The sequence below is a fragment of the Microbispora sp. NPDC046933 genome, from assembly GCF_040644635.1.
Taxonomy (GTDB): Bacteria; Actinomycetota; Actinomycetes; order Streptosporangiales; family Streptosporangiaceae; genus Microbispora.
The window spans coordinates 300612-314179 of record NZ_JBEYWW010000002.1 but is presented as its reverse complement, the minus strand read 5'-3'; the positions used below and the strand labels follow the sequence as shown (position 1 = coordinate 314179).

The 13568-nt window shown below is 71.6% G+C and carries 11 protein-coding genes; 1 reads left to right on the top strand and 10 read right to left on the bottom strand.

Features of this window, described 5'->3' with window-relative positions:
- Nucleotides 1-6: 6 nt before the first annotated feature.
- From ABZ857_RS03880 to ABZ857_RS03860, 5 genes are all read right to left on the bottom strand, one after another.
- Nucleotides 7-2139, bottom strand: a complete 2133-nt coding sequence (locus ABZ857_RS03880) for an FUSC family protein (protein ID WP_357037033.1) — start codon at nt 2137-2139, stop codon at nt 7-9.
- Nucleotides 2140-2601 carry a histidine phosphatase family protein gene (locus ABZ857_RS03875; RefSeq protein WP_357037030.1) on the bottom strand — a complete coding sequence of 154 codons (462 nt, stop codon included), beginning with the start codon at nt 2599-2601 and terminating at the stop codon, nt 2140-2142.
- Nucleotides 2602-2770: 169 nt separating this feature from the next.
- Nucleotides 2771-5104 carry a sodium-translocating pyrophosphatase gene (locus ABZ857_RS03870; RefSeq protein WP_357037027.1) on the bottom strand — a complete coding sequence of 778 codons (2334 nt, stop codon included), beginning with the start codon at nt 5102-5104 and terminating at the stop codon, nt 2771-2773.
- 593 nt (nt 5105-5697) lie between these two features.
- On the bottom strand, nt 5698-6126 hold the full coding sequence (locus tag ABZ857_RS03865) for an ATP-binding protein (RefSeq protein ID WP_357037024.1): 429 nt from the start codon (nt 6124-6126) through the stop codon (nt 5698-5700).
- 19 nt (nt 6127-6145) lie between these two features.
- A complete protein-coding gene (locus ABZ857_RS03860) occupies nt 6146-6496 on the bottom strand; it encodes an STAS domain-containing protein (RefSeq protein ID WP_030506779.1) in 351 nt (116 codons plus the stop codon).
- A 403-nt stretch (nt 6497-6899) separates the two neighbouring features.
- On the opposite strand from ABZ857_RS03860, the gene ABZ857_RS03855 reads away from it, so the two are divergent.
- Nucleotides 6900-9260, top strand: a complete 2361-nt coding sequence (locus ABZ857_RS03855) for a DEAD/DEAH box helicase (protein WP_357037021.1) — start codon at nt 6900-6902, stop codon at nt 9258-9260.
- 166 nt (nt 9261-9426) lie between these two features.
- Here ABZ857_RS03855 and ABZ857_RS03850 read toward each other — a convergent pair whose 3' ends face one another.
- The 5 genes from ABZ857_RS03850 to ABZ857_RS03830 all read right to left on the bottom strand — a co-directional run bounded on the left by ABZ857_RS03850 (nt 9427) and on the right by ABZ857_RS03830 (nt 13253).
- On the bottom strand, nt 9427-11454 hold the full coding sequence (locus ABZ857_RS03850; protein WP_357037017.1) for a hypothetical protein: 2028 nt from the start codon (nt 11452-11454) through the stop codon (nt 9427-9429).
- 236 nt (nt 11455-11690) lie between these two features.
- Nucleotides 11691-11996 carry an amidase family protein gene (locus ABZ857_RS03845; protein WP_357037014.1) on the bottom strand — a complete coding sequence of 102 codons (306 nt, stop codon included), beginning with the start codon at nt 11994-11996 and terminating at the stop codon, nt 11691-11693.
- A gap of 134 nt (nt 11997-12130) precedes the next feature.
- The gene (locus ABZ857_RS03840) at nt 12131-12520 is read right to left on the bottom strand and encodes an Rv3654c family TadE-like protein (protein ID WP_357037011.1); all 390 of its coding nucleotides are present in this window, start codon (nt 12518-12520) and stop codon (nt 12131-12133) included.
- On the bottom strand, nt 12520-12939 hold the full coding sequence (locus ABZ857_RS03835; RefSeq protein WP_357037008.1) for a TadE family type IV pilus minor pilin: 420 nt from the start codon (nt 12937-12939) through the stop codon (nt 12520-12522). The genes ABZ857_RS03840 and ABZ857_RS03835 overlap by 1 nt, the downstream gene beginning before the upstream one ends.
- Before the next feature lie 44 nt (nt 12940-12983).
- Entirely contained in the window at nt 12984-13253 is a 270-nt protein-coding gene (locus ABZ857_RS03830) for a DUF4244 domain-containing protein (RefSeq protein WP_357037005.1), read from the bottom strand.
- Nucleotides 13254-13568 lie beyond the last annotated feature (315 nt).

Genomic DNA, 13568 nt, shown 5'->3' with positions numbered 1-13568 from the left:
GACGCCTCAGGGCCTGTTCGCGAAGGCGTCGGCCGCCGCCGCGCACAGCCGTACGGCGTCGGCGTCCAGCGAGCGCAGCGCCTGGTCGACGGCGGCGGTGCGCAGCAGGGCCCGCCCCGAGCCCGGCTCGGTCGCGTCCGCCTCAAGTTCGGTGAGCCGGCGCTCGGCCTGGGCGCCGACCCACACGGCGTCGTCCGCGAGCCCCCGGCTCACCTCCGCCGCCGGCTCGTACGGCTCGCGCCCCCGCACGGCCTGCGCGGCGGCCCGCAGGTGGCCGCCCACGGCGTCCAGGACGTCGGGCACCGGCCCGGCGCCGGTCGGCTCGTCGCGGAGCACCGAGATCAGCGTCAGCAGGTCGTCGCGGACCCGCTGGGCGGCCTCCAGAGCCTCGTCGACGGCGTCGGGGACCGTGCCGCCGGGCTCCTTCGCGATGTAGCCGAGCGCCCCCACGACCATCTCGGCGTCCACCGCGGCCTTCCTGATCCGCTCCTCGGCCCGCTCCGCGCCCGCCTTCCCCCTGGCCAGCTGCGCGAGCGCCCGGGCGACCGCCGCGTGCGAGTCGAGCATCCGGCCGACCCGCTCGGCCAGCCGCTCGGTCTCCCCGCGCGGCCACAGCAGCCGCGCGCACGCGATGGCGATGACGCTGCCGACGACGGTCAGCACGACCCGCGACTCGGCGATCCGGGCGGTCTGCGGCACCTGGAAGTCGAGCAGCAGCAGCACGCACATCGTCATGAACGTCGCCCAGTAGGCCTGGTGCGTCGGGGCCAGGCCGAACGCCAGCGCGGCCGACACCCCGATCAGCGCGACGAGCGGCCAGTGACCCGGCGCGAGGTGCAGGATGGCGGCCGAGACCAGCCCGCCGGCCGTGCTGCCGCCCACCCGTGCCCACACCTTGGCCCGCGTCTCCCCGTACGTCGGCTGGATGGTGACCAGCACCGCGATCACCAGCCAGTGCGGGAACGCGGGCTTGACCACCACGATGACGATCGAGGCGAAGGCGGTGCCGAGCACGACCCGCAGGGCGTGCCGCACACGCGGGTCGTCGAAGGCGAGCGGCGGGGGGACCGCCAGGGGGGCCAGATCGAGGCCGGGCGCGCACAGGCGGCGGGCCGCCTCGGCGGAGCCGTCGAGCGCCTCCCGGATCCGCCCGGCGCTGTGGGCGATCTGCCGGAGGAGGACGAGCACGACCATCTCGCGCTCGCCGCCCGCGGCCCGGTCGCGCAGCCGGTCGACCCGGTCGCCGAAGTCCACGACGGGCACGTGCTCGGGCGGGCACTCGGCCAGGTAGGCCCGCAGCGACGCGGACAGCGAGCCCACGAGGTCGCCGAGCTTCGCCTCGTCCGCCGCGCCGGGCGCACGCCGGGCCAGCGTGTCGCACAGCCCGCGCAACGCGACGATCTCGTGGAATACCCGGCGCAACGCGATCGCGACGTCCTCGGCCGCCCTCGACCGCTCCCACCGCAGGCGGCGGGCCCGGGCCGTACGGACCTCGGCGATCGCGTCGGCGGCCTTCCTGCGGCGCTCGTCCCACTCGTCCCGGCCCACCGCCGGGTCGGCCACGGCCTCGACCAGCCCGGCCAGGGTGTCGGCCGTCTCGCCCAGCATCGTGACCACCGGGCGGGTGCGCCGCCACGGCCAGGGCAGGGTGAGCAGGACGGCGGCCAGCAGACCGCCGAGCAGTTGCAGGCCCGTGTGCGGCACGGGGTCGAGCGGCAGCGGGTTGGCGGCGGTCAGCAGCAGCGTGAGCGCCGGGGTGACGCCGATCGGGCGGACCAGGCCGCCCAGCCCGGCCAGGGCCGAGGCGACGGCCACCATGAGCCAGCTGCTGCCCGACAGCAGGATCCCCAGCGACGTCCCCACGCCGACCGACAGCACGACGCCGAGCAGGTAGGGCGTGCGCACGCCGGCGGGGTTCGCGATGGCCCGCGCCGCGACCAGCCACGCGCCGAGGCCGACCGTCGCCCCGCCCGCCGGGTGACCGGTGAGCAGGCCCGTGAGCAGCGGGATCACCAGGCAGGCGGCCCCGGTCAGGCCGAAGCCGAGCGCGAGGCGCGGATCCTCCAGCCTCGGCGCCCTGGCGAGCACGACGTTCCTGAGCGGCAGGCGCTTCTTACTACCCGCCTCGCCGGGCCGCAATCAGGTGCGGCTCAGATGGACCAGCCGTCCGGTGCCGGGGGCGGCGTCCTCCCACGGCACGTCCAGCTCGATCACCGCGTACGCGCCGGGCGGGAAGCCGTCGAGCCTGGCGTCCGTCAGGGCGGCGACGAGCTCGTGCACGCCCGGGTTGTGGCCGACCAGCACCACGGACGCGACCTCGCCGTCCGTACGGCGCAGCACGCCGAGCAGGTCGTCGGGGTACGCCTCGTAGATGTCGCGTTCGATCTCGACGGGGGCGTCGAGACCGAGCAGCTCGGCGGTCCTGCGGGTGCGGACCGACGGCGAGCACAGGACAAGTCCGGGGGCGAACCTCCGGATCTCCTCCCCGGCCGCCCGGGCGTCCCGCTCACCGCCCGGGGTGAGCGGACGTTCGCGGTCCGGGAGGCCGAGCGCATGGCCGGCCTTGGCGTGCCTGACCACGACGAGGGTCCGGGCGCTCATGGCATGGCCCAGACGGCGAGGCCCACGATCACGGCGATCATCACCGCCATGGTCAGCAGGATCAGCGCCAGCGTCCTGCCCCCGTTCGGCTTGTCCATAAGTGCTCAGTGTAAGGAGAAGGTCCCCCGCTCCAGGAGCAGGGGACCTTCGGGCCGTGGTGCGGGCCGCGTCAGTGGGCGACGGGCTCCGTGGCGCGGGACGCCTTGTCGGCCTCGCCGGACGGGGCGATGCCCGTGGCGCGGCGCTTGGAGACGACCACGGCGCCGACGACGACCGCGACCGCGACGACCGTCGCGGTGGCACGGACCGCGACGTTGTCGGCGTACGCGACGACGGCCGGGGCGATCAGCAGCGCGACCAGGTTCATCACCTTGATCAGCGGGTTGATGGCCGGGCCGGCGGTGTCCTTGAACGGGTCTCCGACGGTGTCGCCGATCACGGTGGCGGCGTGCGCCTCCGAGCCCTTGCCGCCGTGGTGGCCGTCCTCGACCAGCTTCTTGGCGTTGTCCCAGGCGCCGCCGGAGTTGGCGAGGAACACCGCCATCAGCGTTCCGGCCGCGATGGCGCCGGCCAGGTAGGCGCCGAGCGGCGCGTACCCGAGCGCGAAGCCGACCGCGATCGGGGTCAGCACGGCGAGCAGGCCGGGGGTGGCGAGCTCGCGCAGCGAGTCGCGGGTGCAGATGTCCACCACGCGGCCGTAGTCAGGCAGCTCGCTGCCGTCCATGATCCCCGGCTTGGTGCGGAACTGCTCGCGCACCTCGTACACGACCCGGCCGGCGGCGCGGCCGACGGCGCTGATCGCGAGGCCGGAGAACAGGAACACCACGGCCGCGCCGACGACGAGGCCGACCAGGGCGTTCGGGGCGTCCACCGAGAGGCTGAAGTTGGCGAACGAGCCCAGGGCGTTCTTCACGCCCTGCGTCGCCTTCGCGAGCTCGCCCTCGACCGCGGTGCGGAACGAGCCGAACAGCGCGGTCGCCGCGAGCACGGCGGTCGCGATCGCGATGCCCTTGGTGATGGCCTTGGTGGTGTTGCCGACCGCGTCCAGGGAGGTGAGGACGCGGGCGCCCTCGCCCTCGACGTCGCCCGACATCTCGGCGATGCCCTGGGCGTTGTCGGAGACCGGGCCGAAGGTGTCCATCGACACGATGACGCCGACCGTGGTCAGCAGGCCGGTGCCCGCGAGGGCCACGGCGAACAGCGCCACGGTCACGTTGCCGAAGCCGAGCAGGAAGGCGCCGTAGACCGCGCCGCCGATCAGCAGCGCCGAGTAGACCGCGGACTCCAGGCCGACCGAGATGCCGGACAGGATGACGGTGGCGGGACCGGTGAGCGAGCTCTCGCCGATCTCCCGGACCGGGCGCCGGTTGGTCTCGGTGAAGTAGCCGGTGAGGATCTGGATGGCGCTGGCCAGGACCAGGCCCACGAGCACCGCGCCGATGGCGATCAGGCGCGGGTCGGCGGTGAGCGCGGCGACGTCCGCGGAGGCGCCGGACAGTTCGGCGAAGCTCGACGGGAGGTACGCGAACGCCGCGACGGCCACCAGCACCGCCGAGATGGCGGCGGAGATGAAGAAGCCGCGGTTGATGGCGGTCATGCCGGAACGGTCGTTGGAACGGGGAGCCGTGGTGAAGATGCCGATGACCGCGGTGATCACGCCGATCATGGGGACGATCAGCGGGAAGACCAGGCCCTCGGTGCCGAAGGCGGCCCGGCCCAGGATCAGGCTCGCGACCAGCGTGACGGCGTACGACTCGAACAGGTCGGCGGCCATGCCGGCGCAGTCGCCGACGTTGTCACCCACGTTGTCGGCGATGGTGGCGGCGTTGCGCGGGTCGTCCTCCGGGATGCCCTGCTCGACCTTGCCGACCAGGTCGGCGCCGACGTCGGCGGCCTTGGTGAAGATGCCGCCGCCGACACGCATGAACATCGCGAGCAGCGCGGCGCCGAAGCCGAAGCCCTCGAGGACGTTCGGCGCGTCGCCCTTGTAGACGAGCACGACGATCGCGGCGCCCAGCAGGCCCAGGCCGACCGTGAACATGCCGGCGACGCCACCCGTGCGGAACGCGATGCGCATCGCGGTCCTCTCACCCGACTCGCGGGCGGCGGACGCGACGCGGACGTTTCCGCGTACGGCGAGCCACATGCCGATGAAACCGGTCAGCGCGGAGAACACCGCGCCGACGACGAAGAAGACGGACCGGCCGATTCGCTCACCGGTAGAGCCCGCCGGGAGCAACAGAAGCAGGAACGGAATGACAACGACGAATATCGCAAGCGTCCGGAACTGCCGCGCGAGATACGCGGCGGCGCCCTGCTGCACGGCACGCGCGATGTTCTGCATCCGCTCGGTGCCCTGCCCGGCGGCGAGCACCTCCCGGACGAGACCGCCCGCGACGGCCAATGCCAGCAAAGCCACGACGGCGACGACTATGACAAGAGTGAGATGGGAACCGTTCAGAGCTACCGCTGCGCCTTCGCCAGCGGCGTGCAAGGCAGACATCCGTCCTCCTCGGCCAGACGGGGTTTCGGTCTCCCTGCCCGGACGACGCTGGACGAACCCACTGGCCGTGCGGCGCTTCCGGGCGGGTTGGCAAGTGCCGCTTCCGGTTGCATCCGCAATACCTTGGCCGGTGCCGGGAGTCTACGCAGCGACGCCACGGATATGAAGGCCCTCGTGCCCCGTAATCGAAGCGGCGTCCAGTAATGGACGAACATTTGCACCGCTATGAAGGGGCTTTGACCAGCGGAGTCAGGGGCGCGGCGGTGATGGTCGCGCCTGTTACGGCCAGCCCTTGTTCCTGATTAGGGACGTCCGAAATTGGGACGGGCATAGCAAAAGATCGAGTGTCACGCCGGGGGGCGACACTCGATCTGCTCGAAGGTCGTGCCTCGAAGGTCTTTGCGTCGAAGGTCTTGCGTCGAAGGTCTTCGGAGGCTTTCGAAGGTCTTCGGACGTCTTCGCAGGCCCTCGGGGTCCACGGATGTCCTCGAGGGTCCTCGGAGGTTCTCGGAGGTTCTCGAGGGTCCTCGGAGGTTCTCAGAGATTCCCGGAGATTCTCCGAGGTTCCCGAGGCTTCCCGAGGCTCTCCGAGGTCAGAGGGCGGCGACGCCGTTGGGAGACGCGGGCCAGCTCATGCGGATGCGCATGCCCTTCGGCCCGGGGAGCACCTCGACGTCGTCGGCCAGCCCCGCGATGACCGCGATGCCCAGATTGTCGATCTCGGGCACGAGGCTGCCGTTCGCCTCCAGCACCTGGGGCGTCACGTCCTCGCTCGGGGCGGCGTCGGTGACCGTCACCTCGAAACGCCCCGCGTCATCGCGTAACTCGATGCGTACGGGCTCCCCCGGGCAGTGGAGGCGGTGCGCCTCCACAGCCCGCGAGCACGCCTCTCCGACGGCGAGCCGCACCTCGTCCAGGATCGCCTCCGCCACTCCCGTACGCCGGGCGATGGCCGTGGCGACCAGCCGGGCCGTACGCACGTGGGCGGGCAGAGCGCTGAACGTCAGCTCGACGGTGGCCATGTTGCTGAGTCCCCGGCCGTCACTTGTCCCGGCCGTGGGCTTCCTTGGCCTCCTCGACCGAGGCGTAGATCCCGAAGACCTTCGTCAAGCCGGTGATGCGGAAGATCTTCAGGATGCGCTCCTGCGTGCAGACGAGCTCCAGGGAACCGTCGTGCGCCCGCACCCGCTTGAGGCCGCCGACCAGAACGCCAAGGCCCGTCGAGTCGAGGAAGTCCACCTTCTCCATGTTCACGAGCAGGTGGAAGTTGCCCTTGTTGACCAGGTCGATCAGCAGCTCACGCAGTCTGGGCGCGGTGTAGACGTCGATCTCACCCTCGACATCGACGATGGTGAGATTGTCCTCGGAATGGTGGTCCAACTTCAGATCCACAGATCCTCCAGCGCCTTACTTGCGTAGGTCTCGATACAGGTCATGCATCCTGGTAGTCCAGAGGCACGACCCGATGCGCGGCATTCAACCACGCTACGACTCCGTGTCTATACGAAATCACGACTCCGGGCGACTCTCCCCGCAGATGCCAAACTGGAAACCAGTGACTCCGACTTCTTCGTCCTCTGCCCGAACAGGCGACCTTCTCACCCGCCTGCTCGCGGTTCCCGCACGCCGGGGGCGCGTGACTCATGTGGAGCATGTTCCAGCACGTCAGGCAGGTGAGGCAAGATGGCCGGAATGGGCCCCTGATCTGCTGGTCTCGCGACTGCGTCTGCAGGGGGTCGCCGGTCTGTGGGAACACCAGCTTAAGGCCGCCGAGCTGGTTAAACGTGGCCAAAACGTGATCATTGCCACAGGGACGGCGTCCGGGAAGTCCCTGGCCTACCTGGTCCCGGCCGTCACGGAGATCTTCTCCGGCGGCACCGTGCTGTATCTCACCCCCACCAAGGCGCTCGCCGCCGACCAGCTCAGGGCCCTGCGGAAGCTGCGGCTGACGCAGGTGCGCGCGGCGACGTACGACGGGGACACGCCGCCGGAGGAACGCCGGTGGGTCCGCCAGAACGCCAACTACGTGCTGACCAACCCGGACATGCTGCACAGGTCGATTCTGCCCCGGCACTCGTCCTGGTCGTCCTTCTGGCGGCGGCTGCGACTGGTTGTCGTGGACGAGTGTCACGGCTACCGGGGTGTCTTCGGCTCCCACGTCGCCCAGATCCTGCGCCGGCTGCGCCGGGTCGCCGCCAGGTACGGCTCCTCTCCCGTGTTCCTGCTGGCGTCGGCCACCGCGAGCGACCCCGCCGCCGCGGGAGTGCGCCTGACCGGCCTTGAGATGGCCGAGGTGACCACGGACGCCTCTCCGAGGGGTTCGACCACCTTCGCTTTGTGGGAGCCGCCTCTGACCGATTTACGCGGGGAGAGCGGGGCCCCGGTCCGCCGCACGGCCACGGCCGAGGCGGCCGACCTCCTGGCGGACCTCGTGATCGAGGACGTACGCACTCTCGCGTTCGTCCGCTCCCGCCGCGCCGCGGAAGCCGTGGCCCTCACCGCCCGACGCACGCTGGAGGAGGTCGAGGCCCTCATCGACGCCGGGCCCGCGCCGTACGGGGAGGATGTCGAGGGCGTGCCGGAAGAGATGCGCGGCCGGAACGACGGGGGATCTTCCGGTGAGGCTTCCGAGCAGGCCCCCGGCGGGGCTTTCGGTGGGGCTTTCGGTGGGGCTTTCGGCGGGGCTTTCGGCGGGGCCTCTGAGCGAGCTGGAGTGCGCGTACGGTCCTCCCCGGAGGCCACCGAGGCCGCTGAGGCCGCTGAGGCCACCGAGGCCGCAGATGCGGCCGAGACCGGCGCGGGGCGCCGTGAAGATCGTGGAGGGAGGCTGGCCGACCGGGTGGCGGCCTATCGGGCGGGTTACCTGGCCGACGACCGGCGGGTTCTCGAAAAGGCCCTGCGGTCGGGCGAGCTGACCGGCCTGGCCACCACCAACGCGCTCGAACTCGGCGTCGACGTGTCGGGGCTCGACGCGGTCCTCATCGCCGGGTGGCCCGGCACCCGCGCCTCCTTGTGGCAGCAGGCGGGCCGGGCCGGCCGCGCGGGCCAGGACGCGCTGGCCGTGCTGATCGCCCGCGACGACCCGCTGGACACCTACATCGTCCATCACCCGGAGGCGGTGTTCGGACGGCCGGTGGAGGCCATCGTCCTCGACCCCGACAACCCGTACGTGCTGGCACCCCACCTGTGCGCGGCCGCCGCGGAGATCCCGCTGACCGAGGACGATCTGGAGATCTTCGGCCCGGCGGCGCCGGACGTGCTCGACGACCTCGTGAGCCGCGGACTGCTGCGCCGGCGGCCCACGGGGTGGTTCTGGACGAGCCGGGACCACGCGGCCGACCTGGCGGACATCCGCGGCTCGGGCGGCGCCCCGGTGCAGGTCGTGGAGGCGTCGACCGGCCGCCTGCTGGGCACGGTCGACGAGCCGTCGGCGCACACCATGGTCCACCCCGGAGCCGTCTACCTGCACCAGAGCGAGACGTTCGTGGTCGACGTGCTCGATCTGGACGCGGGGGTCGCCCTGGTCACCGCCGCCGAACCGGACTACGCGACCTTCGCGAGGGACGTCACCGACATCCGGGTGATGGAGTCGCTGCGTTCGCGGCCCTTCGGGCCCGGCACCCTGCACTTCGGCTCGGTGGAGGTCACCCGCCAGGTCGTCTCGTACCTCAAGCGGCGCACCCAGACCGGAGAGGTCCTCGGCGAGGAGCCGCTCGACCTGCCGCCGCGCACGCTGTGCACCCGCGCGGTCTGGTGGACCCTGCCCACTCCCGCCCTCGCCGATCTCGTCCAGCCCGGACGCGCCGTGGATCTCGGCGGGGCGGCGCACGCGGCCGAGCACGCCTCGATCGGCCTGCTGCCGCTGTTCGCGACCTGCGACCGCTGGGACATCGGAGGCGTGTCCACCGAGCTCCATCCCGACACGGGCCTGCTCACGGTCTTCGTCTACGACGGCCACGACGGAGGCGCGGGCTTCGCCGAGCGCGGGTACGCCCGGGCCTCCGACTGGCTGACGGCCACGCGTGAGGCGATCGCCTCATGTGAATGCGAACGCGGCTGTCCGTCCTGCATCCAGTCCCCAAAGTGCGGCAACGGCAACGAGCCGCTCGACAAGGCCGGAGCGATCCGCCTCCTCGACATCCTCCTGGGCGCCTGACCCGGCGCGCGGATCACGTCGTCCGGCAGATGGGCGCGGGCCCTCCCGCCACAACCTCCAGGGTTCGCGGCGGCGTCGCGTCCCCTGGCCGGCCTTGGCGGCTGCTCCCGCTCCTGACGGGTGGCCGGAGGAACGTGTTCCGGGCACGTACGGGAGCCCGCGGCGGTCAGAGGTCGCGGTGGCGGCCGGAGTAGAGGCTGTCGTCGTCCTCCGTCCAGACGTCCGGCTCGGGCTGGCGGAGAGGCCGTTCCGGCATCTGGCCGTTGATCTCCACGCCCGTGGGCACCGTCGGCGCCGGGACCACCGGCATCTGCCCGGGCCGAGCCGCCGGAGACAGCGGTACGTCAGCGGGGGTCGTTCGGCCGCCGTCACCCAGCCGTGCCGTCAACGGAGGAAGCGATGCCAGCCGGTCCAGGGCGGACTGCACAGACGGTTCGCCTTGGGTGGAGACGGCCGAGGCCGGAAGATCACCGGACGACGATGTGGGGGAAGCCGCACCGGCGACGGCAGAGTCCACAGTGGCACCGTTCGGCGGAAGAGCGGCGGAAGCAGTTCCGTCAGCCGGGTGAGCAGCGAAAGCCGGGTCATCGGAAGCCGAGCCGCCGGAAACCGAGCCGCCGGAAGCCGGGTCACCGGGAGTGAGGTCCTCGGCTGCGGGGGAAGCGAAGGCCGCCTCAGCCGCAGGTGACGCTCCAAGGCTGATTTCAGCGACAGCCGGGAGCGGCTCCAGCTGGTCCGGCCGGGAGAAAGGGGCGGCCGGCTCGTGATCGGACAACGCGGTCTCCTGACCCGTGCCCGTGATCGCGTCTGTGCCTGCGCCCGTGATCGTGCCTGTGCCTGTGCCTGTGATCGTGCCTGTGCCTGTGAGCGTGCCTGTGCCTGCGCCCGTGTCCGTGATCGCGCCTGTGCCTGTGAGCGTGCTCGTCGTCGTCGAGGAGGTGCCGCTCAGGACGGATCCGGTGTCGGCCTCCGTCTCCGGAAGGTTTTCGCGCGCCTTGGGCCTGGCCAGGATTACGGAGGGACGTCGTACAGGCGCGTTCCCCCGGGCCTTCGCCGTGGCGGCGCCGCTGAGCGCGGCCGCGCCACTGGCCACCGTGGCGGACTGAGGCGAGGTGCCCGTCTTTCCTGTCACCGGCTGCGGCTCCGGGCCACGGGATCGTCCGTCGCCCGCGCTGTCCCCGGTCAAGCCCCTGCGCCGCAGCCAGGCACCCAGGTTCGCGCCGGTGAGTAGCAGGACGACGGCGAGCGCGACGTACACGCCGAAGCTGAGCCCGCCGAGCGGCAGGAAAGAGGACTGAGCCGTCATCTTCGGATCGTCGGTCTTCTCCGGGACGACCACCGGCTCGGTCTGGTCGCTGCCGCCGTTCGCCTCCGGCAGCGTGAGCTCGGTGTCTTCCGGCAGCTCGGTTTCCTTGGGCGGCGTGGTGTCCTTCGGTAGTGCCGGTTCCGGGTTCGGCACGGCAGTGGGCTGGTGTGTCTTCGGGTTCTTGGCGGCGGGCGACTCGACCGCCGACTGGCCCGGCTTTTTCGACGGTCTCGGTGAGGGGCTCGGGGATGCCTTCGGGGCGGGAACGGCCACGTACACGGCCGCGGAGCGCTGAGATCCGACGGTGCCGCCCGTGCCGTCCGATCGGAACGCCCGAACGGAGACGTCCACCTTCTGTCCGCCCATGCCTGCCGGGAGCGCGAGGCTCGTCCGACAGGTCGAACCGGAGCAGGCGGAGTCGACGGAGACAGAGCCGGACTTGCCGGCCTTGGCCGATGTGATCTCGTACGACTGGAGATCCGGTTCGGCGCCCTTCGCCCAACTGACCAGGATCGTCGAGGGGTTCTTGAGCTGTGCCTCGACCCCGGAGGGGGCCTCCGGCGGGCGGCTCAGCACAAAGGTCGAGGTGGCGTAGGTCTTGTGCGTTACCTCACCGAACAGGCTGACTGTGAACGTGCCGTTGGGGGCGTCGCCGGGGTCGAAGGATCCGCTGATCGTCTGGTTCGCGCCGCCGGAAGCGATCTTCTGCCGGGAGGTGGAGGGGCCCTCGACGTACAGGGCCATGCTGACCTGGTACCAGTCCGTCTGCGCGGACACGGCCACCGGACCGGACGACTTGACGACCTCTCCGTCCGAGGGGGAAAGGATCTCGGCGTCGGCCGCGTTCGCCGGTGCGGCACCGACCAGCAGCGTCGACGCCAGAGCCATCGAAATGATCATCGCCGTTGTGCCCAGCCTGCGAACCCTGGTCACGACGCATCCCTTCGTGGAGAACCGTCCGCCCCGGCTGCCTCGGCCGGAATGCGTACGGCGACTGAGAGTACGCGGCACTTTACGCCAGCCGTCCACTCTTGGACCGTATGTCTAAGAAGTCGTGATTTTATTGCGACACAAGTAGTTTGGCATTACAGAAGATCCAAAATGCGTCACATACCGCTCGCACCCTAAGCGGCTGGCAGCGCCTCATCGCGGCTCGACGGGTGTCGCGGCGGGACAGCGGCTTCGACGACGGCCGCCGCCGCCAGGCAGAGATCCTCCCGGAATCGGGGACCGATGATCTGCACCGCCTGCGGCAGCCCACCCGGCTCGCCGGTCGGCACCGCCACCGCGGGCAGCCCCAACAGGTTCGCGGCCACGCTCATCCTCATCGACGCCGGCCAGTCCGCGAGCCAGGCCGGATCGAGGTCGGCTCCCACGGCGAACGCCGGTCTCGTACAGATCGGTGCGAGGATCAAGGGCGTCCGGCGCATCCACTTGGCCCAGCCCGCTCCGTCAGCGTGTCCTCCTTTTCGTCCGCCGCGACTGTGGAACCTAAGGCGGACCGCCGGGATAGAGCAGCCTTGTTCTTTTCGGTGTAGTGATCCGCCCACCGACGATCGGCCCCTCATGCCGCGGCACCAACCGGACCGGCTTTGGCGGAAGCGGTGGCCGTCGCGGGGCCGAGGAGGGGGACCGCGAACCGCACCGTTACCGCGACCTCGGCGACTCCGTCCGACAGCGAGCACGACCGCAACGACGCGCCGTTGGCGACCGTGATCGCCTTCGCGCGATCACACGCCTCATCCGGGGCCGCCAGCGCCACGCGAGCGGCCCCGAGCGCGCCGAGATCGGCGGCGCTCTGCGCCCGGTGCCGCGCGACGCGGGCGACGCCCACCTGGACGACGACCATCGCCACCGCCCAGACGGCGGTCATGAGGGCGATCGTCCAGATGGTCGCCGAGCCGCGTTCCCGCGCGGAGCATGCTCGGTCCTCCCACGTGCCACATCTCCCCATCAGATATCTCCCTCCACCGGAGGCCGGGTCTCCGCCACGTCCGCCGTCGATGACGGGAGCACGCCGGGTTCGGTGGCCGAGACAGCGGCGGCCCGGAGGCGAACCGGCGGGAACGGCGACCTGAACGGCGGCCGGACGGTCACGACGACCTCGACCCGAGTGGTGTCCGCTCCCACGCGAATGGACACCGTGGCACCCTCGGGAGCCGCTCGCAGGACCGCTGCGTTCACCTCCTCGGCCTCCTCGCCCCGCGCAGCCGCATGTGCACCGGCCCGGGCCGCGTCGACGCATCGCAGCTGCGCGCCCACGATCGTCACCGCCCACAGTGAGGCGGTCAGGACCAGCACGAGGGCCGGGAGTGCGACAGCGGTCTCCGCGGTCACCGACCCTCGCTCCCGCCGGGGCCGCACGTCCGTCACACGACGTCCCGGCGCCCAGGTATGGCGGCGCACCACCGGTAGCCTCAGGCGGCCAGTTTGAGTGCCTTCTGGATGAGCGCGGCGAGCATGGACCTCACCTCCGCGCTGGTGACCACCTTCCAGAGCAGTGCGGCGAACCCGCAGGCCGCTATCGTGCCGACGGCGTACTCCGCGGTGGACATGCCCGCTTCGGCCCTCGTCCCGGCCTGCACCGCCCACTGAATGCTCAGCTCTCGGGCGCGGCACGAGGCCCGGGCGAAGGAGCGTCGCAGCGCGGCGAACGGCCACTTCAGGGACTCGCGCGTCGCCCGCACAGCGCCCCGCAGCCGGCCATCTCGACACCCTGCATCCTGGCAGCCCGCACCTCGGCGTCCCGGCCGTTCGGCCATCGGAAGGACGGCCAGGGCGCTGACAGCGAGGACGCTCCCCGCCGCGCCCACACCACACCGGCGGCGGCCGCCTTCCCACAGACCGCCTCCTGCCCACCGGCTCGCAATCACCCACCGGCCGGCGATCGCCCGACGCCCCATGCGGCCGAGACCCGGCCCCTGCCCAGACCTCGTCGACGCCCCCGACGCTTCGGAGTTCCCGAACCCTGTCCACCGGCCGAAGTGGGTGAACATCGACGC